The following is a 17,560-nucleotide window of genomic DNA, read 5'->3' as shown; positions in this document are numbered from 1 at the left end:
GTAGAGAATTAGCGGATGAAAAAGGTAAAGAACAAATGATAAAAAGAAATAACGGGGCTTCTCCAGAAGCAAAAGCTTTTAAAGTGAAGAGTCATAGCTATGTATTAATAAGGTTTTTATGTATTCTTGAAGCCCCAGAGAACAATGAAGCCGGTACGTTTGATATTGATGTAACATGGACTCAATTAGAGGATCGGCTTACAGATGATGGAGATTTATTGGGAGTAGCTTTATTACCAATCGCGACTTTATTTGCAGGAGATTTTGTGTGTTTAGATTATAGAAATTCAAGAGATAACCCTAGCGTTTGTGTATGGGATCATGAAAATTCTGCTGAGCTTGAGCCGAACACGTACCCTGTTGCAGATACATTCAAAGAATTTTTAGCTATGCTTCATTAATCCGCAGCTAAAGTAGGGCATGAAAATAATTGTGGATTTTTTGAGGCTCTCATAGAAGTAGGCGTGATCAAATAGTAAATGTTGATTCAATTAATTATAAAAAGGGGATACAAATGAAGAAAATCGTAGAATTATTTCATGATATAGATTGTACGTTGTCTCCCATGATAAGTTTTTATAGCGCTTTATCAGATCAAAAATTTTTAAAAGTCTTACACTATTTTTCAGAGGAAACTGGTTATGGAAATGAGTACCACATTTGTACATTTTCAGACGACTTAGAGCCGTGGGAAGAGGGCTATGTTGAAAACGGCATTGAATTTCTAGACGGTACGGGTGACACTGACAAAAGTGTTATTGTCGATTATGAAACGTTTTTAACTTACTTGCACAAAATTTGCCACGTATATATGGAAGATCATGCCCATGATAAAGAAAAAGTGATGGCTCTTTTACATAAAATCAAACAAAATCATAGTAATGAAGACTAGTAGGAGTATATAAAGAAGCAACGAATCGAGTCTTGCTATAGACAATAAGCTCCCCACACTACAGCGCATCACACCAAGCAGAGAGACGATATATTTTGGAGAGGATTCTACAAGGTAGAAAGTAGAGGGAAAACGAAAAATGGAAACAACTCACATAGCAAAAGCTATTAGAGGTGCTATAAAAGGTCGTCACTTAAATAAAGTAAGAGACTTATTTGAGAAAAATCCAGAAATGTTAACATTGGTCACACCTTTTGGCACATGGCTACATGTAGCAACAGCTCATGGTCATTTAGAAATTGTACAATACCTTATTCGTGCTGGAATAGATGTGAATGCACAAGGAGGAACTTTTTCTACCAATGCCTTAGAAAGAGCGGCTGCAAAAGGACATATAGATATTGCTAAGTATCTTATTAACCATAATATTGAACTTGATATTAGTGAACCAGATAGAAATCCGCTGTTTGCTGCCATATATAACGGTCATTTTGAGATGGTTAAACTGTTAGTTGAGAATCATATTAATATATCGATTACATACTCTGGTGAAAATATGAAAGAGATGGATGCTTACGCATTTGCGATTGAACGAGGACAAATAGAAATTGCTGAATATTTAAAGGGAAAGTTGAAATAGATAATTTACTTAGCGAAAGCAGGTGTAATGATGGTAGGCTCAAGAAACCTTATGAATAGTATATGGTTTGGTGAAAAAACCACTTTATCTCAAGCTGAAATAAAAGAACATCTATTGAAAAGCCATACAGAAAGAGACATTTTATTTAATTTAATCGAGTTATATAAAATAGGGGATTTTACTCAAAAGCCGCTATTAATTCAATTGATGAACGGGACTCAAGATGAAGCGGTTTTGAATTTATGTATAAGGGTCTTTTTCGCTATCGCAACACATGACGACTTAAGAGATTTAAACAACCTGCGATTTTTGAGTAAAGGTACTGAAGAAACGATTGATACGTTTGCATCCGCAGCGACAACATCATTTTCTCTTGAAGTAGTTCCGTATTTATTGGCTTTACTTGAAGACTGGAATGAAATTGACGATACGGCTATTATCATAAAGGATTCGCTTGATTTTTTCCTTGACTATGAAGCAAAAATCGGAGAAGAGGCGACTGTCGAGGAAATAGGAAACTATTATGTTGAGTATTGCAATGAGAATGATACAGAAAGTTATTACTTTCAACAAAATGTAGCTTTTCCCGGAGACTTAGCAAAAAAATTAGTCCAAAGAGCGATGATTGCAGCACATAACGAAGAACCATTAAAAATGGAGTTGATTCCATCTTTATTATCCATTTTAACTGGGGAAAAAGTGCCTGTAGATTACCGCACAATTATGAATGCAAGCTATTATAAAAAAATGATGGAGTATATCGATAATCTTTCCATTAAAAACTGGGAAAAAGGACAAAAGTATTTTTATGGGTATAAGCTATAGAAAGCAACCTTACGTACTGTCCAAACGCAATATATTTGGCAACAAAATTAGTGAAAAAAGAAAGGGAAGAATAATTGAAAAAATTCATTAAAAATATAGGGGATAAAGTAGTCGTAGTTCAAGCAGAACACGAATTAAAAATGCAGATTGAGAGTCTATTTCGTATCTTTGAAACGATAGAAAGAGAAAAATGGACTGACGGCTTTTCGATACAAATAGGATGGTCGAACTTTATTGTTTGTGTAAAGAATGAAGAGTATTACATTCTTTCACCGGACTATTCAGGGAATCCCTTTGAGGATTATACAGAAGATTTAACGCTTGCTCTATGGGTGCAGTTGGAACAAGTTCACTTTTTGCGCAAGTTAAACATAAAAAATGGTGAAGGTGTCAGCTTTAGAGATAAAGTCGTGGTAGCTAAAAATATACTAGAAGTAGATAGTATTTACTTACAAAGAAGCGGCGGAGCTGAACGAGGAGATTCTGGCTGGTACATAGGGCCGGTAAATGAAGAAGATGATACAGAAGAGCTTGAGGCTTTTTATGTTTATCAATTATTAAAGATTCGTCCATCCCTTATTCAAGTTTTAGCTTTACCATACGAATATATGGTGATTTTTGAAAGAGATCAAGTGAAGGCAGTATTAAATGAAAGAGATGAAGATATTTTGAGTGGAGGAAGAAATGATACAAATTGAACCTGAAAAGCAAGTGAGAATTGAGAAATATAAGACCAAAAGCGATGAATGCTTTGAAAATAATGATTACAAAACATCTATAGATTTATTGGTACAAGCTTGGGGTGAAATTCCACAGCCTAAAGGTTTATATCCTGACACTTACAATATTGTACGGGATATTATTGATACATTTATAGTGATAAAGAATTACAAAAGCGCTAAGCAGTGGTTAAATCATTTATATACATCGGATTTTGAAAGAATAGATGAGAGAGAGCGTGAATTTTTATCAAGAACTATTTATTATGAGTTGGGCGAATTAAATGTCGCAAAAGAATTTTTTGATATTGCTAATAAAAAGTCAGAAGGAAGATCGTTCGAAGGGCAAGATGTCAAATATATAAAGCTGCTAAAAGGATCATGAAGATGAAACCTTATTATTTCAGTAGGGAGATGCTGTAATGGAAATGAACAAGCAACTTCACCAGCAAATTGTCAAGTTATGTGAAGAAGGTGATCGATTCGCTGAACTGAAACAAATGAGTGAAGCGATTGCATCTTATCAACGAGCACTTGAATTAGTTCCAGAGCCAAAGGAAAAATGGTCAGCGGCTACGTGGATTTACGGAACTTTGGGTGATACATACTTTTTAATAAAAAACTACGAAGATGCTATACGCAGCTTGGAATATGCCTTGAAGTGTCCGGACGGAAATGAAAATCCTTTTCTGTTGTTGCGGTTAGGGGAAAGTTTTTATGAGCTTGGAGAGTTTGAAAAAGCAAAAGCGTATTTGTACAAGGCTTATCAAATTGAAGATTATAAAATCTTTTTTCAGGAAGATGATAAATACTTTAAACTTATTATAGAGTTAATTTAAATAGAGAAAAATACAGTTTAAGTGAAGAGTAAAACCCTCAGTAGAGCAGGCTATTGAGGATTTTTGGTTTTAATGCATATGAGTAGGGCGTGTGAACCAATATGCTGAAATAGAGTAAGAGTTTAATAGAGCACTATTTAAAAGAATATCCACATAATCCTATTTAAATCATTAGAAGAATTCTGGAAGGGGTTTCAGAAGGCTAAAGAAATCTCTCTGATACTATAAACTGGTGAAGAAGCCGTATGAACAAAAATATCTTAGGAGGTTTCTATGGATAATAAGGAAAAAGCAGTTAAAACCTATGATTTCATTAAGAACGGTGATACAGAACAAGCAAAAGAGATTCTGATTGCAGATAAAAGGTTGCTTGAATTTATAACTCCTTTTGGAACGTGGCTACACGTGGCTGCTAGAGCTGGTAGCCTTGATATGATAAAGTTCCTAGTTGAATACGGGATGGATATTAACACAAATGAAGGTGTACCAAAGTCAGCGCCAATTGCACATGCAGCGAGTGTAGGTGAATTTAGCATAGTTCAGTACTTATACGATAGAGGTGCAATATTAGATGTAAGCGATTCGAGTAGAAATCCTTTATTTTCAGCGATTTATGGTGGTCATCTTGATATTGTAAAATACCTTGTTCAGAGTGGTATTGATATTACTGTAACATATACAGGGGATACGATGAAAAATATGGATGCCTGTGAATTTGCGATTGAACGAGGACAAATAGAAATTGCTGAATATTTAAAGCAGAAGGTGGACAGTAAATGGAATTAAAGCTTAATAATATTTATCAAAAGGTGGCCGATAATTTAAAGGAAATGATACAAGAAGACTGGCGAGAAATCTATTTGTATGCAGAAGTAGGAGAAGGTTCTCAAACAACGTATTTCTTTTATTATCCAAAAGGAAGCGATGAACCTATATATAGTCATGATATACCTGAACTATTTGAGGTGTCAGAACAGAGCTACTTAGTGTTATTAGATAAACAGTTAGAGTGCTTTCGTGAGTTGTTAGATGTATTTATAGAAAACAAACAGGAGATATGGACAAGTTTAACTTTGCATTTAGGTCATGATGGGAAATTTGAGATAGACTACAGGTATGAAGATATTCTTACTGTTGACCCGTATGAACAACAGGTGATTTGGGAGTATAAGTACTTAGGGATTATTTCAGAAGATGAATATGATAAAAAGATCATAAAAAAATTTCTTTCCTAATCATAGAAGAGCAAAAGATATATAGACGGAGGAGTTAAGCTCATCATAGTGAGAGAAGTGGAAATGGAGTTTAAGAATGACTAATGCTAATTTCAATAGTTTAACAGAACATGATAAAGTGATATTTTTTCTGGCACTTTCAGAAAAAGTAGTACCGGTACTTTCTCGTACGGAAGATCAAATTTCAGCCCGGAAAGTTATATGTAAATGCTGGGAATGGTTAAAAGACAAAGAAAATAGTGGAGATACTCTTTATGAATTATTAGATCACGAGGAAAATGGTATCACAATAATTCAAGAGACGTCAGATAATAAAACAGATGTTATAGCCTGGGACTGTATTATTGATGCAGTTGCCTATACTAGTAGAAAAGCATTTGAAAGAGAAGGCGTCGAATATTATCCCGAACCCATTGCTTTAGTTAATGATACATTAGTAGAGCATTTTATAAATGGTTTTGAAAGATGTATAGAGAATGCGGATAGTTACATAGAAAGATTAACTTCTTTATTAAATGATGATAAGAATAGGAAAACAGTGAATGATCTGCGAACAAAAGTCTTAAAAGAACTACAAGTACGACAGTGAAGTTCACTGACCACAACTATTTAAAAGTAAAAACGGTAGAAACAGCTAAATTAAGGGGGATATGCTTTGGAGAAAAACAGTGTCAATAAAGCAATAAGAAATGCAATTAAACGTGGTGACATTAACTCAGTCAAAGAATTAATAGGTAGTAATAAAGCAATTCTACACACCATGACTCCATTTGGTAGCTGGTTGCATATAGCAGCAAAAAAAGGACAGATGGAAATAGTAGAGTATCTAGTGCATAAAGGAATCGATGTAAATATAAAAGGGGATATATTTGATGCTTCTCCCTTAAGAGTGGCAGCAGGTGAGGGGCATGTAGAAATAGTACAGTACTTAATCCAATCTGGAGCAGAATTAGATGTAAGCTCAGCAAAAAGAAATCCATTATTCGCAGCAATTTACGGTGGTCATAGAGAAGTAGTTGAACATCTAGTTGATCAAGGTATAGATATTTCCGTTCAATATACCGGAGAGAATATCGAGGATATGGATGCGTATCGATATGCTAAGGAATTTGGACAAATAGAAATTGCTGAATATTTAAAACGAAAGCTGAATGGAAAAGTACAAAAGAGAGTGCTTGAAGACTAATAAAATTGTATACAACAGGTCACAAAACTAATAAAAGCAAGGAGGTCCATCTCATGCTAGAACCCATATATGCTGAAACCGTAATTGTCGGAGTGATACATAAAAAGCAGTTTCAATGGTATGTAACCGATCGAGAGCTATGGTATTTAGATTATGTAAAGTTTGCACAAGCTTTTGAAAATGAAGTTGATTCAGCGGTTAATGAATACATCGAACCTGAACGAAAAGGGATCGAAGTTCTCAGCAATGAAAATGCTGAGCTTTTTTTAAAACGTATAGAGTCGTATCAAGCAGACACAACTACTCTTTTAAAGCTGTTTAAAGATAAAATAGAAAGCCAAGATGAAGAAGACGTATTAGATTTTAGCCCTTCGTTTTTGGTGGATTTTGATCAAAAGACGTTTTACTCACTGTTTCCTGAGCCGGCTTCATTTGAAGAATATGTTCCAAGCGATTGGAAAGGAACGTATGAAGACTTTACAGCTTTGATTCCAAAAATAGAAAAGTATTGGGTAAATAAGGACGGAGAAAATTTATTTGAGCTGTGAAAGTAAACAGAGCATGGAGGGATAACGTTGTTTTGTGTTCAAACATTCATTAAGCGTCCAGATATTTTGATTACCGATTTATCATCTCTATATGAAAAGGAATCGCACTATTTTATCGATATATCGAACGAAGAAGAACTCATTCGTTACGGTAATCAGCTTGATTTTACTTGCCTTGAAGGAGCTATTAAGCTTGAATACTACGGTGAGTCGCTTCTTGATGTATCTGCATGGGATGTTATAGATGGGATGTGGCTTTATTTGGTGGATGTAATGGAGAGTTTAAAAGAGACCGGATATGGAGAGATGAATTTTCCAGATCAATCGTTAGTATTAACCTTAAAATCGGCTTCTGAACAGTTTGTACTGTATACCTTGCATACATCTCCTCCCGTAAAAGCAGTGCTTCCGAAACAAGACTTTTTTATGATGGTGTTAGGAGGAGCGGAGCAGTTTTTTAAAACGATGGAGAGATGTTTTAAAGGGAACTTTCAGTATTTCAGTGAAATTAAACGTATTGAAGCGTTAAAAAGGCAGTAAGGAAGACGAGGTTACTAGTAAAAGACTACAGGGACTATGGCCACATTGTGACGGCAAGTGTAATTACTCGGCGGGCGCTTCCTTTTTCGAGCTGTTGTCCGATAGCACTTGATGTTTGCACCCAATTCACTTCATCCGGATAATTTGTAATGACTCCGTCGCTTTTTGTTTTCCACAAAAATGAAGCGGGAAGCCGCTTGGTTCCAGACCACGGTGATATTTTCATTCCAGCAGAATGGACTTGGTGGATAAGAGCAGGCGTTAGGATGTCATAGGAAGGGTTAAAGTAAGTGGCAAAGTCAGCGAATTGCTGAATTGAGTTTGGGTCTGTATCTCGCTCTGAAGAAGTTAGTATGCCTATAGGAACGTTTGGGAGAAGCTCATGTATTTTTTTCATGGATGAAACGTTAAAAGACTGAACGATGACGTGATCGAGCTTTCGCTTGTTGATTTCAAAAGCTACTTTTTTTTCAATTCCAGGATAAAGTTCCGGGGCTTTTAACTCCATTAATATACCGATTTTCCCTTGAAATTCATCTAACACTTGTGAAAGAGTTGGAATTTTTTCATTCGCAAACGAATTGTCTTTCCAGCTTCCTGCATCCAAGCGCTGAAGCTCCGCGTACGTTAACTCTCGAATGTGTCCGCTTCCGTTTGTCGTTCGGTCTACGGTACGGTCATGCATAATAACGAGTACACCGTCTTTGCTTTGCTGCACGTCAAGTTCAATGTAATCTGCATTCATTTCTAGCGCTTGGTGAAAAGCAGCCATTGTGTTTTCAGGTGCGTAAGCGGAGGCTCCTCGGTGCGCGATATTTGTAAGTTTTTCTTCCGTGCGTGCAAAAGCAGAAGAGGCGATTGAACAGCATAATAAGGCGACTGCGCTTAGACCAGCTAAATATTTTTTCATCACGTTTCTCTCCTATACGTTAGTATAGAAATAGCGTAACGAAAAAATGTGATGCTGATATAGAGAAAGTGTGTAAAAAGCGTTGACATTTCGTAAAGAAAAATAGGGATTTTTTCATGGCGATGTTTACAAAAAATGCGTAAACGAATAGGGATTTTAATCAAACGTTAAGGAAACAGCGCTATAATAAAAGGTGTGAAAAAAAGAATAGGAATTTCTTAGAAAATAGTTGTATAATAGGTGAGTCAGTCAATGAAAGGAATGGAACATGGATATTCAGTACATACATACGTTTACGATGCAAACGAAAGAGGAGTGCCGGACGCTTCAGCAAAAGCTAAAAGCACAAATTGATTTAACATCAGGCGTCAAAATGACGCATATACATAACTGTGCTGGTGTTGATGTTGCGTATTGGGAAGAAAACGGCATATCTTACGGAGCTTGCAGCATTGTAGTGGTTGATTATCAGATGAAAAACGTTGTAGAAAAAGTGCACAGTGTAGGAGAAGCAACCGTTCCTTATCTCCCTGGATTCCTAGCTTTTCGAGAGCTTCCTTTAATTCTTGAAGCGGTTAAAAAACTTCAGGTAGAGCCCGACGTGTTTTTATTTGATGGCAACGGATATTTGCACTACGAGCACATGGGAGTAGCCACACATGCTTCGTTTTTTCTCAATAAACCTACCGTTGGAATTGGGAAAAGCTATTTAAAGATCAAGGGACATGATTACGTTATGCCTGAAGATACAGCAGGCGCTTATGAAGATATTGTGATTGATGGCGAAGTTTATGGTAGAGTAGTAAGGACAGCCAAAGGGGTAAAGCCTATTTTTCTGTCGTGCGGAAACTATATTGATTTGGACATGTCATATCAGCTTATGATGCATTTTATTTCAAAAGAAAGTAAGCTTCCGATTCCAGTCCGCCTAGCAGATCTGCATACGCATGAGCTGAGGAAAAGGTACCGGCAGTCAACAGGGAAGTAAGCTGTTCATAATGAGTTCATAGTTTCCTTTTATACTGATGGTTGGAATATAGTAGTAGTGTAAAATTATTAAAGAATGAGTAAGGTGATTAAAGGTGAGTTCATTTATTACGAGTATTTTGGATTTTTTAACGAGCCTTGGCTATTTAGGTATTGCGCTCGGCTTAATGATTGAAATCATTCCAAGTGAAATTGTACTAGCCTACGGGGGGTATATGATTTCTCAAGGCATGATCAGTTTTCCAGGAGCAGTCATTGCCGGAATTATTGGCGGAACGATTGCACAGTGGTTTTTATATTGGATTGGAGCCTACGGAGGACGTCCGTTTCTTCAAAAATACGGCAAGTACTTATTTATTCATGATAAGCATATCGATCTTGCGGAAAACTGGTTTAATAAATACGGCGCGGGTGTGGTTTTCTCCGCTCGTTTTGTCCCGGTTGTTCGACATGCGATTTCGATCCCTGCAGGTATTGCTAAAATGCCGTTTTGGAAGTTTACGTCTTTAACCGTGTTAGCGATGATTCCTTGGTCGATTTTATTTATTTACTTAGGCGGAAAGCTAGGCGAGAACTGGGCGAACATTGAAGACGTAGCAAGCAAATATACGCTTCCGTTTGTAGTTGCGGCATTTGTGATTATTGTTCTTTATTTCGTATTCAAACGCACGCGTACAAAGCGCGTATAAGATCGTTTTTGGACTACAAGCATGGCGAAAAGCCATGCTTTTTTTGCATGCGCAACCAGAAGCTCTTTTATTTGCTCATGACTTCTTCAAGTGCTATTATTTTTCATACGCACTAAAAAAGGAGACGATTTAACGTGGTACAAGAAATTGTATTAAATGATACGCCTATTCAAATTTACAGCTATGAACAAGAAATTGTAAAAGGCAAAACAAAAGTTTCAGTTGATTTTAAGGTAACAAGTGAGGAATATCATGATATTACTACACTTTTATATAAAGGTACTTTTCATGTAAATGTCCCGGAAGAAGATCTCGATTTCCAAGGAACGATTCACCAGTACTCTACGTCTTTTACAAATTTATATGAAAAAGGCCAGGTAGGGGATTTTTCATTAAGTTTAATTGAAGTGAACGAATAAGGAGCAGATGCGTGATGAAAGTAAGTATACTTGACCAATCGCCCGTTTCATCCCATCAGACCCCAGCGGAAGCGTTAGAAGCATCAATGGAGCTGGCCAAAGCGGGTGACAAGCTTGGCTATGAGCGCTACTGGATTGCAGAGCACCATGATTTGTCTGGACTTGCCTGTTCGGCTCCTGAAGTGATGCTTGGCTATATCGGCGCACAGACTAATAGAATTCGAATTGGATCGGGAGCGGTGCTGCTGCCTCACTACAAGCCGTATAAAGTAGCTGAAACGTATAACATGCTGGCAACGCTGTTTCCTGGGCGCGTTGATTTAGGGATTGGGCGCGCGCCGGGTGGATCGGCTGAAGCAACAAATGCGCTGTCGGATAACTTCTTGCAGCAAGTATTTAAAATGCCTGAACTTGTTGAAGAGCTTCTGCAGTTTTTAGACGATAAATTTCCAGCTGAACATGAGTACGCCAAGCTTTCAGCTTCGCCGCTTCCGCCTGTCTCTCCAGAACCGTGGCTGCTTGGCACAAGTAAAAAAAGTGCCGAGCTCGCTGCTAGAAACGGAATGGCCTATACGTTTGGACAGTTTATGAGTGAACAAGACGGTTCAGCTATTATTGATCAGTACAAGCAGGCTTTTCAGCCAAGACAGAGCGGGAATCAGCCCTATGCGATTGTCACTGTATCGGTCATTTGCGCTGAAACAACCGAGCAAGCGCATCGCATCGCAACGAGCTCACTCGTATGGAAAATTCAACAGGATAAAATGGAAGCAAAAGGTGTGCCTTCTATTAAAGAAGCGGCCAGCTATCCGCTGACAGAAGAAGAAGAGAAAAAAATGAAGAAGATGAAAGAAGCTATGATTATCGGAAACCCGGAAGAAGTACACGTCCGTCTTCAAGAAGTTCAAGCACGCTACGGAGCGGATGAACTCATGCTTGTCACCATTACGCACGATCCGGCTGACCGATTAAAATCATATGAGCTTGTCGCAGAGAAATGCAAAAAATAAGAGCCAAATGTCGGCTCTTATTTTTTATGCCCGTAATAGTACTCAAATAAGTGCTGAAATGCTTCTATAGCACGTAAAAAAGAAGCGGCGTCTTGGCGGTCTTCTATTAACCAGCACGTGGCTAATACAGAATGAGCGTATCCCCACAGTAAAATGCGTTTTTTATTTACGTTCAGTTCTTTTACAAATATATTGATTCGATGGTCAATTGTCTCTGCTACGTTTGTCTTAGGCAGATGATTTAAAAGAAAAGGGATAATTTCGTACTCTTTTTCTCCAATCAACCCTTTTGGATCAATTATTTTCCACGCTTCACCAGACTGTAAGATGTTATCATGATGCAAGTCTCCGTGAAGCAAAAAAAGCTGCTGAGAAGTCCGGTTTAATTCAGAGAAAACGGCTAGCGCGTGTTGAAGCGTTTCGGAAGAAAGAAAATCAATGCCGCTTGGATACATTTGTGTATACTCTCGAAGCTGCTTCTCTCTTTTAACGGCTGTTTCTTCGATAGTGGAGTCTGATTGAGGCATGCGCCACAGAGATTTCATGAGCCCAGCAGCGATTAACACAGCCTCTTCTTTAGTTGATAAAGAGGAAAGCGGGCATCCGGGAGACAGCTTTTCAAGCAGTAAAATGCCTTTTTCAGCATCGCTGTCCACTGTTTTTACCGTGTTCTCACCAGCTATTGCTGTCAGTGCTTCTTGCTCATGAAGCAGCTCTGAAGGCTCTACAAAAAATTTGACAACTAGTTCGCTTCCATCTGCTTTGCGCGCAGGAGCAACAAAGTGGTAAGAAAGGGGAAAGTGACTGTGAATGGTGATACCCCAGCGCTGTTCGCAGTAGCGAATCAGCTGAGGGAAGTCAGCGAGCCACTTTTGGCTTTTATGAGGGTAAAGGTGAGTAATTGTATCACAAAATGTTTGAGGCAGCGTATACATGCGTTTATCTCCTTTGTCGTTTCCAAATTTTTCTGATAAACTCATCATATACAGCCTACATAGAATCTGTAAAGAAAGAGGAGATCGTACGTATGAAGAAAAAGAAGGTGAAATCTCCTTGGGCTCTCGTTGGGTTTCCTATTTATATCATTGGATTTTCACTTTTACTTGCTGGAAGCGCACCTGAGTGGGTAGAAACAGTGAGTAAAATCATGATTGCTCTTGGAATCATTTTGCTTATTATAGCAGGAATTGATCTTAAAAAACGAAAAAAATCAGCACAAGCCTAAAAAACTGCCGTTTGGCAGTTTTTTTATTTGGAGAAAGGGTAACAAGATAACTAGATAAAAATGTTGAATTATTATTCTTTTTGATGTATAAATATAATATAGAAAGCAACGGTATTGAGAGGAGAATGAACGTGTCTTACGTAATAAAAAAAGAGGTTCCGTTATTTGAGCAGTTTGCAGCTCTGCATGAAGCGAGCGGATTACATAAAAGTAAAAAAGGCAATTATACAAAAGAACAGCTGTTTGAAGCGGTAGCCAACAGCTGGTTTAGAGTCGGTATTTATGACAATGAACAATTAATTGCATTTGGCCGTATGATTTCAGACGGAATTTACCAAGCGCTTATTTGCGACGTGATGGTTGATCCCTCGTACCAAAACAAAGGACTTGGAAAGCAAATTATTCAAGAACTGTTAACGAAATGTCAAGAAAGCGGAATTGAATCGATTCAGCTGTTTGCAGCAAAAGGAAAGCATCATTTTTATAAAAAATTAGGGTTTCAAGAAAGAGAAGAAGACTCGCCAGGCATGTCGCTTGTTATGTAAAAAGCTCAGTGATCAATCATACTCACTGAGCTTTTTGTATTATGCCGTTTTTAAAACCGTACTTTTTTGGACTAAATTCCAAGCAACTTTTACTAAATAAACAACAAGCAAAACGTTCAGCATCGACGTAGCAAACATAGAAAACGGATAGGACGTACTGTTTTGCATATTGTTGTCACCGTATAAAACAAAAAAAGTGTTCATAAAAATACTGATGCTAAATCCAAGGGATAAGTAAAGCAAGTTTTTGTCTTTCAAATAAATATAAGCGAGCAAAGCAAGCGCTGCTGCTGGAAACAAGTAGCGTTCATGCATGCTTGAAGAAAACGTAAATACCCCGGAAATTTGAATAAGCGCTGCAAGAGCGGCGTATTTAAAGCTGCGCCCTTTTATATAAATAAGCCATGAAAAAATAGTTGTCGCGACGATAAAAATAAGTCCCCACGTATGATAGCTGAAAAGCAGCAGCGTTGCAGAGCTGTCTTTATAGTTTGCGCCTATTAAACTAAAGAAGTTATAGGCGTTAACAGAGGCATACGGGTACTCTCCAATGGTGGATGAGAATAAATCAATAATCCACGTAGGACTTTTTCCTGCTGAAAAAGGCAATAAAATCACTGTAGCAGTGAAAGCAGCCGTTAAAGCAATGCCAAAGAAATGCTTAACTTGCTTCAGGCGAATGAGTTCGAAAAATAAAATAGGCAGGATAATAATCGCCTGCGGCTTCATTAAGACCGCTGCTGTAAAAATAACGGCCGACGCGTAAATTCTTTTTTCCGTAATCATTACAATCGCTAGGACAATAAGCAAAGTGAAAAATGAATCGACTTGTCCCCAAAACGTTGAATTAACTAAAATGGCCGGATTAAATAAATACCCAATTGCTAACAGATAGGCAAAAGAAGGTGCCAAGTATTTACGAGCTAAACGATAGAGTAAATAAGATGTGACAACATCTGCTAAAATAGGCGGGATTTTAATCAACAGCGAAAAATACTGCTGAAAATCCGGTAAACTGCCAACTTTCCCAACGATAAACAAGATATAAATATAAAACGGCGGATAATCGCTTCCGCTTTTAGCATAGAAATTTGAAAAATGATTAGCCGCAACCGATGCCCAGTTTTTGAAAAGAGATGCATCCATATGAGAGCCTACCCACGGAATCAGCGCAATCCGGATAAATAGTCCAGTGCCAAGTAATGACCATAAAATAACGCGAGAATGCTCTATCGAATGATGCCATTTCTTTTTCTTTACTAATCCGTAAACGAAAGCTGCTGCTATAAAAAAGCCCACCGTATAAAGAGCGAGCGGCATTTCATAGTCTTTATTAGCTCCTTGACTTCCGGCACCGTTATCCATAGATAGATTATGAAAAGGCGTTACGTGTTCTCCGGAGTTGGTAGACGAAGCGGGACCGTTTCCTGAAGGAAGACGATGATCCCTCGAATTATTATCAAGAACAGATATACCATTCGTAATCTTTTTTAACTGATGACTTTCTTGAATCGAAAATAAATGTTCTTCTCCTTTATAGTGTGATAGTGAAACGATACTGAAAACAAATGCTAAAAGAAAAGCCGCCGTTACGATAAAAGCCGTTCTTTTTTGTAGTATGTTCATATAAAATCCTCCGATGACAATGTATCGAATAAGTAGTAGTGTGTATCCATACTATAAGGGGAGTTAGTGAAAATAAAGTGAAACTTCGTTAATAAAGAGCTGATGAGCACACAAAAAAGCAAGGTCTTGGTAGACCTTGCTTTTGGTACTGCTTATAGTACAGCATCAAACTTATTTACTTTCCACTGTGAACCAGATTTATAAAATGTAACGGTGCGTTTTACACTTCCTCCGTCAACTGTTGGAACCGTAAATTGATAAGAGCGAACATCGGCGCGCTGATAAGTTAGTTTTGCTTTTGCTTTGTTCCACTCTAGCATGCTGAATCCGTCACCGACAGGACGAGCAAGCTTTCCGTTATATGTGATGTAGCGATAGTTTGTTAATCCTTTTTGAATAGCACTGTTTGTAAACGTTTCAGATAAATAGCTTACTAGTTTGGTTTTTGTATTAAAATCCTGACAAAGATATGAGTACTGAGTGCCTTTATAATTAAATGTTTTTTGAGTACATAAATTACCTTTAGATCCATGAAGTGCATTCCAGAAATGGTTGCTTGCGTTTGCTGCAATTTTTACCGCATTAGTCGTTGATAGATTTTGTGATGCTGCTTGAGCTGTAACTCCTGTGCTTAGTGAAAAGAAAAGAGCAAGTGATGCTAAGATTATTCCAAATTTTTTCATTTCCATTTCCCTCCTACTCATTCATTGAAATATATGTAACATTCGTGCTGTTAATATTACAATTGTTACATTTATATTACAATACTTCTTTAAAGAAATAAAGAGTATTTCTTATATATGTTTGAATTATTCCCGTATTTTCTTAAATAAAACGTAGAATTAAAAGAAAACATATAAACAGTATGTCAATTATGTGTCACATATTTCGTCACTTTACAAGTTCGTATATAATAGGAATAAACCGACCAATATGCTGATGTAGATAAAAAGGTCAGGCACAAAAGGAGAACGTAAACTAATGGGTGTTTCAGAAGTAACATCAGGAATTATTATTACCACTGCTGTAATTGCTATTGTGATTATTACAGTTGGTGTTTTGGCTACAATGATTGCGATTGCGAAGAAAGCAAATAAAAAGTAAGTGTGTAGAGGAGAGTTAGTATAATAACTAATTCTCTTTTTTTTGAAAAAAACCTATTATTATTTTTATAATAAAAATGCATAAATGACGCTTGCATTATTCATAGAAAAAAGCAGGAAATTTACGTTTTGAAGCTAATAGATACATAAGGCAAGCTGCGCACTTTCATTACAAAAACAATGGAAGGGGTTCTAACAGACTTCAAGTGATATCGCCTATTTTATGTCATAATGAATGATATTCATTAACACCGCATCTTAGACGCACTTTATGACCAAATAATGAGGAGAGTGGTTGAGTTGCAACGACAAAAAGTAGCAGTGAATGGAGAAAGGTTAAAAAATACGCTTGAACGATTTGCCGAGTATGGACGAACACCTAATAACGGTGTAACCCGCTTAGCGCTGTCAGAAGAAGACCGCTTAGCACGAGACTATTTTTGTTCATGTTGCCGTGACCTTGGAATGGATATTAAAATCGACGATCTTGGATGTATTTACGCTACGCTTGAAGGACTAGAAGATAAGCCGCCTGTTGTGATTGGCTCACACATGGACAGCGTAAAAAAAGGCGGAAGGTTTGATGGAATCCTCGGTGTAGTTGCAGGATTAGAGTTAGTAAGAACGCTGGTTGAACATAATATTAAGCCGAAGGTGCCGATTACCATTGTTAACTTTACGAATGAAGAAGGAGCGCGTTTTGAGCCTTCTATGATGGCTTCAGGTATTTTATCGGGCAAATTTCAAAAAGACGTTATGATGAAGAAGACAGATGTTGACGGCGTGACGTTTAAGCAAGCCCTTCAATCATGCGGATATGAAGGCGATACGAGTAGCCGTCTTACTGAAGCGTCGGCATTTGTAGAATTACATATTGAGCAAGGGCCTATTCTAGAACGAGAAGCCAAATCAATCGGTGTAGTCGAGTGCGTGCTAGGAATGGTATGCTATGAAATTGAAGTTGCCGGGGAGTCAGATCACGCCGGGACGACGCCGATGGATATGCGGAAAGATGCGCTATTTGCAACTAATAACCTGATTGCTGAAGCTCGTCATGAGCTCGGCAGATTGGATTCAAATTTAGTCTATACAATGGGTCGTATGAACGTACTGCCTAATATTCATACCGTTATTCCAAATAAAGTTATTTTTTCACTTGAAGCGAGACATACCGATGAAGACGTCATTGCATCCGTGGAAAAGATCATTCAGTCACTGCCTGATCAAGCGGAGCTGTTAGAAGGCTGCGAAGTGCGGGTGACCAAGCTTTGGGGACGCGATACCGTGTGGTTTGATAAAACCGTTTGCGATGAAGTGGAAGAATCTGTTCGTTCGCTTGGGTATTCCTACAAGCGAATGGTCAGCGGAGCTGGACATGACGCACAGTTTTTAGCTAGCTATATTCCGACGGCTATGATTTTTATTCCGAGCGTAAACGGAAAAAGTCACTGTGAAGAAGAGTTCACTCCTTGGGAAGAATGCGAAAAAGGTGTAAATGTACTGTTAGAGACGGTGATGAAGTTAGCTCAGAAGTAACAGGACCAAAGAGTAAACCTTAGAGGTTTGCTCTTTTTTAGTGCTTAGAAAGACTGCGAACTATCACATTGAACTTTTGGTTTATT

At 37.7% G+C, this 17,560-nt stretch carries 25 protein-coding genes; 21 read left to right on the top strand and 4 right to left on the bottom strand.

Annotated features, from left to right (window positions below):
• Positions 1–35: 35 nt before the first annotated feature.
• The 13 genes from U9R83_RS13260 (at position 36) to U9R83_RS13200 (ending at position 7,424) form a co-directional block, all read left to right on the top strand.
• Positions 36–401, top strand: a complete 366-nt coding sequence (locus U9R83_RS13260) for an SMI1/KNR4 family protein (protein ID WP_209366647.1) — start codon at positions 36–38, stop codon at positions 399–401.
• A gap of 113 nt (positions 402–514) precedes the next feature.
• Positions 515–892, top strand: a complete 378-nt coding sequence (cdiI, locus tag U9R83_RS13255) for a ribonuclease toxin immunity protein CdiI (protein ID WP_047751848.1) — start codon at positions 515–517, stop codon at positions 890–892.
• A 139-nt stretch (positions 893–1,031) separates the two neighbouring features.
• Positions 1,032–1,532: an ankyrin repeat domain-containing protein gene (locus U9R83_RS13250; RefSeq protein WP_209366645.1), complete on the top strand. Its 501-nt coding sequence runs from the start codon at positions 1,032–1,034 to the stop codon at positions 1,530–1,532.
• 30 nt (positions 1,533–1,562) lie between these two features.
• Positions 1,563–2,357, top strand: a complete 795-nt coding sequence (gene imm47 / locus U9R83_RS13245) for an Imm47 family immunity protein (RefSeq protein WP_209369354.1) — start codon at positions 1,563–1,565, stop codon at positions 2,355–2,357.
• 74 nt (positions 2,358–2,431) lie between these two features.
• Positions 2,432–3,055 (top strand): immunity protein Imm33 domain-containing protein, encoded by a 624-nt coding sequence (locus tag U9R83_RS13240; protein ID WP_209366643.1) that lies wholly within the window; start codon positions 2,432–2,434, stop codon positions 3,053–3,055.
• Positions 3,042–3,461, top strand: coding sequence for a hypothetical protein (locus U9R83_RS13235; RefSeq protein ID WP_209366641.1), 420 nt, complete (start codon positions 3,042–3,044; stop codon positions 3,459–3,461). The genes U9R83_RS13240 and U9R83_RS13235 overlap by 14 nt, the downstream gene beginning before the upstream one ends.
• Positions 3,462–3,498: 37 nt before the next feature.
• Complete coding sequence (locus U9R83_RS13230) at positions 3,499–3,915, top strand: tetratricopeptide repeat protein (RefSeq protein ID WP_182421597.1); 417 nt, start codon at positions 3,499–3,501, stop codon at positions 3,913–3,915.
• 273 nt (positions 3,916–4,188) lie between these two features.
• Positions 4,189–4,701, top strand: a complete 513-nt coding sequence (locus tag U9R83_RS13225; RefSeq protein ID WP_209366639.1) for an ankyrin repeat domain-containing protein — start codon at positions 4,189–4,191, stop codon at positions 4,699–4,701.
• On the top strand, positions 4,692–5,150 hold the full coding sequence (locus U9R83_RS13220) for an immunity protein YezG family protein (RefSeq protein ID WP_209366636.1): 459 nt from the start codon (positions 4,692–4,694) through the stop codon (positions 5,148–5,150). Before U9R83_RS13225 ends, U9R83_RS13220 begins: the two co-directional genes overlap by 10 nt.
• Positions 5,151–5,226: 76 nt before the next feature.
• Positions 5,227–5,739: an Imm6 family immunity protein gene (locus U9R83_RS13215; RefSeq protein ID WP_098113065.1), complete on the top strand. Its 513-nt coding sequence runs from the start codon at positions 5,227–5,229 to the stop codon at positions 5,737–5,739.
• A 66-nt stretch (positions 5,740–5,805) separates the two neighbouring features.
• Entirely contained in the window at positions 5,806–6,336 is a 531-nt protein-coding gene (locus U9R83_RS13210; protein WP_217027646.1) for an ankyrin repeat domain-containing protein, read from the top strand.
• Between the two features lie 53 nt (positions 6,337–6,389).
• Positions 6,390–6,884 carry a hypothetical protein gene (locus U9R83_RS13205; RefSeq protein ID WP_328575270.1) on the top strand — a complete coding sequence of 165 codons (495 nt, stop codon included), beginning with the start codon at positions 6,390–6,392 and terminating at the stop codon, positions 6,882–6,884.
• Positions 6,885–6,911: 27 nt separating this feature from the next.
• Positions 6,912–7,424, top strand: a complete 513-nt coding sequence (locus U9R83_RS13200; RefSeq protein ID WP_328575269.1) for a hypothetical protein — start codon at positions 6,912–6,914, stop codon at positions 7,422–7,424.
• A 34-nt stretch (positions 7,425–7,458) separates the two neighbouring features.
• On the opposite strand, the gene U9R83_RS13195 is transcribed toward U9R83_RS13200, so the two are convergent.
• A complete protein-coding gene (locus U9R83_RS13195; protein ID WP_217027651.1) occupies positions 7,459–8,334 on the bottom strand; it encodes a glycerophosphodiester phosphodiesterase in 876 nt (291 codons plus the stop codon).
• A 268-nt stretch (positions 8,335–8,602) separates the two neighbouring features.
• On the opposite strand from U9R83_RS13195, the gene U9R83_RS13190 reads away from it, so the two are divergent.
• The 4 genes from U9R83_RS13190 to U9R83_RS13175 all read left to right on the top strand — a co-directional run bounded on the left by U9R83_RS13190 (position 8,603) and on the right by U9R83_RS13175 (position 11,439).
• Positions 8,603–9,322 carry an endonuclease V gene (locus U9R83_RS13190; RefSeq protein ID WP_328575268.1) on the top strand — a complete coding sequence of 240 codons (720 nt, stop codon included), beginning with the start codon at positions 8,603–8,605 and terminating at the stop codon, positions 9,320–9,322.
• Between the two features lie 94 nt (positions 9,323–9,416).
• Positions 9,417–10,010, top strand: a complete 594-nt coding sequence (locus U9R83_RS13185; protein ID WP_014459791.1) for a DedA family protein — start codon at positions 9,417–9,419, stop codon at positions 10,008–10,010.
• A gap of 134 nt (positions 10,011–10,144) precedes the next feature.
• Positions 10,145–10,429 carry a DUF3219 family protein gene (locus U9R83_RS13180; RefSeq protein WP_014459792.1) on the top strand — a complete coding sequence of 95 codons (285 nt, stop codon included), beginning with the start codon at positions 10,145–10,147 and terminating at the stop codon, positions 10,427–10,429.
• A gap of 14 nt (positions 10,430–10,443) precedes the next feature.
• Positions 10,444–11,439, top strand: coding sequence for an LLM class flavin-dependent oxidoreductase (locus tag U9R83_RS13175; protein ID WP_217027655.1), 996 nt, complete (start codon positions 10,444–10,446; stop codon positions 11,437–11,439).
• Positions 11,440–11,456: 17 nt separating this feature from the next.
• Here the strand turns inward: U9R83_RS13175 and U9R83_RS13170 are convergent, their stop codons facing one another.
• Entirely contained in the window at positions 11,457–12,422 is a 966-nt protein-coding gene (locus U9R83_RS13170; protein WP_286190595.1) for an aminoglycoside phosphotransferase family protein, read from the bottom strand.
• Positions 12,423–12,466: 44 nt separating this feature from the next.
• Between U9R83_RS13170 and U9R83_RS13165 the strand changes: the two genes are divergently transcribed.
• Together U9R83_RS13165 and U9R83_RS13160 are read left to right on the top strand one after the other, a co-directional pair.
• Positions 12,467–12,664: a hypothetical protein gene (locus tag U9R83_RS13165; RefSeq protein ID WP_014459795.1), complete on the top strand. Its 198-nt coding sequence runs from the start codon at positions 12,467–12,469 to the stop codon at positions 12,662–12,664.
• Positions 12,665–12,795: 131 nt separating this feature from the next.
• Entirely contained in the window at positions 12,796–13,209 is a 414-nt protein-coding gene (locus tag U9R83_RS13160) for a GNAT family N-acetyltransferase (RefSeq protein WP_328575267.1), read from the top strand.
• Between the two features lie 39 nt (positions 13,210–13,248).
• Here U9R83_RS13160 and U9R83_RS13155 read toward each other — a convergent pair whose 3' ends face one another.
• The gene (locus U9R83_RS13155; RefSeq protein ID WP_328575266.1) at positions 13,249–14,835 is read right to left on the bottom strand and encodes a hypothetical protein; all 1,587 of its coding nucleotides are present in this window, start codon (positions 14,833–14,835) and stop codon (positions 13,249–13,251) included.
• Positions 14,836–14,987: 152 nt separating this feature from the next.
• Positions 14,988–15,524, bottom strand: a complete 537-nt coding sequence (locus U9R83_RS13150) for an IseA DL-endopeptidase inhibitor family protein (protein ID WP_208733429.1) — start codon at positions 15,522–15,524, stop codon at positions 14,988–14,990.
• Positions 15,525–15,816: 292 nt separating this feature from the next.
• On the opposite strand from U9R83_RS13150, the gene U9R83_RS13145 reads away from it, so the two are divergent.
• Complete coding sequence (locus tag U9R83_RS13145) at positions 15,817–15,939, top strand: hypothetical protein (RefSeq protein WP_013057357.1); 123 nt, start codon at positions 15,817–15,819, stop codon at positions 15,937–15,939.
• A 299-nt stretch (positions 15,940–16,238) separates the two neighbouring features.
• On the top strand, positions 16,239–17,474 hold the full coding sequence (locus U9R83_RS13140) for a Zn-dependent hydrolase (RefSeq protein ID WP_328575265.1): 1,236 nt from the start codon (positions 16,239–16,241) through the stop codon (positions 17,472–17,474).
• The last annotated feature ends 86 nt before the right edge of the window (positions 17,475–17,560 follow it).

The organism is Priestia sp. LL-8 (assembly GCF_036227845.1).
Taxonomy (GTDB): Bacteria; Bacillota; Bacilli; order Bacillales; family Bacillaceae_H; genus Priestia; species Priestia zanthoxyli.
Note: the sequence above shows the minus strand (reverse complement) of the source record. Positions and strands in the feature narration are given on the sequence as shown.

What these genes read in the sequence shown, in the direction of transcription:
- U9R83_RS13260 (WP_209366647.1), top strand. Translation starts at nt 36, where the DNA reads ATGATAAAAAGAAATAACGGGGCTTCTCCAGAAGCAAAAGCTTTTAAA.
- cdiI (WP_047751848.1), top strand. Translation starts at nt 515, where the DNA reads ATGAAGAAAATCGTAGAATTATTTCATGATATAGATTGTACGTTGTCT.
- U9R83_RS13250 (WP_209366645.1), top strand. Translation starts at nt 1,032, where the DNA reads ATGGAAACAACTCACATAGCAAAAGCTATTAGAGGTGCTATAAAAGGT.
- imm47 (WP_209369354.1), top strand. Translation starts at nt 1,563, where the DNA reads ATGGTAGGCTCAAGAAACCTTATGAATAGTATATGGTTTGGTGAAAAA.
- U9R83_RS13235 (WP_209366641.1), top strand. Translation starts at nt 3,042, where the DNA reads ATGATACAAATTGAACCTGAAAAGCAAGTGAGAATTGAGAAATATAAG.
- U9R83_RS13230 (WP_182421597.1), top strand. Translation starts at nt 3,499, where the DNA reads ATGGAAATGAACAAGCAACTTCACCAGCAAATTGTCAAGTTATGTGAA.
- U9R83_RS13225 (WP_209366639.1), top strand. Translation starts at nt 4,189, where the DNA reads ATGGATAATAAGGAAAAAGCAGTTAAAACCTATGATTTCATTAAGAAC.
- U9R83_RS13220 (WP_209366636.1), top strand. Translation starts at nt 4,692, where the DNA reads ATGGAATTAAAGCTTAATAATATTTATCAAAAGGTGGCCGATAATTTA.
- U9R83_RS13215 (WP_098113065.1), top strand. Translation starts at nt 5,227, where the DNA reads ATGACTAATGCTAATTTCAATAGTTTAACAGAACATGATAAAGTGATA.
- U9R83_RS13205 (WP_328575270.1), top strand. Translation starts at nt 6,390, where the DNA reads ATGCTAGAACCCATATATGCTGAAACCGTAATTGTCGGAGTGATACAT.
- U9R83_RS13195 (WP_217027651.1), bottom strand. Translation starts at nt 8,334, where the DNA reads ATGAAAAAATATTTAGCTGGTCTAAGCGCAGTCGCCTTATTATGCTGT.
- U9R83_RS13190 (WP_328575268.1), top strand. Translation starts at nt 8,603, where the DNA reads ATGGATATTCAGTACATACATACGTTTACGATGCAAACGAAAGAGGAG.
- U9R83_RS13175 (WP_217027655.1), top strand. Translation starts at nt 10,444, where the DNA reads ATGAAAGTAAGTATACTTGACCAATCGCCCGTTTCATCCCATCAGACC.
- U9R83_RS13170 (WP_286190595.1), bottom strand. Translation starts at nt 12,422, where the DNA reads ATGATGAGTTTATCAGAAAAATTTGGAAACGACAAAGGAGATAAACGC.
- U9R83_RS13165 (WP_014459795.1), top strand. Translation starts at nt 12,467, where the DNA reads ATGAAGAAAAAGAAGGTGAAATCTCCTTGGGCTCTCGTTGGGTTTCCT.
- U9R83_RS13155 (WP_328575266.1), bottom strand. Translation starts at nt 14,835, where the DNA reads ATGAACATACTACAAAAAAGAACGGCTTTTATCGTAACGGCGGCTTTT.
- U9R83_RS13150 (WP_208733429.1), bottom strand. Translation starts at nt 15,524, where the DNA reads ATGGAAATGAAAAAATTTGGAATAATCTTAGCATCACTTGCTCTTTTC.
- U9R83_RS13145 (WP_013057357.1), top strand. Translation starts at nt 15,817, where the DNA reads ATGGGTGTTTCAGAAGTAACATCAGGAATTATTATTACCACTGCTGTA.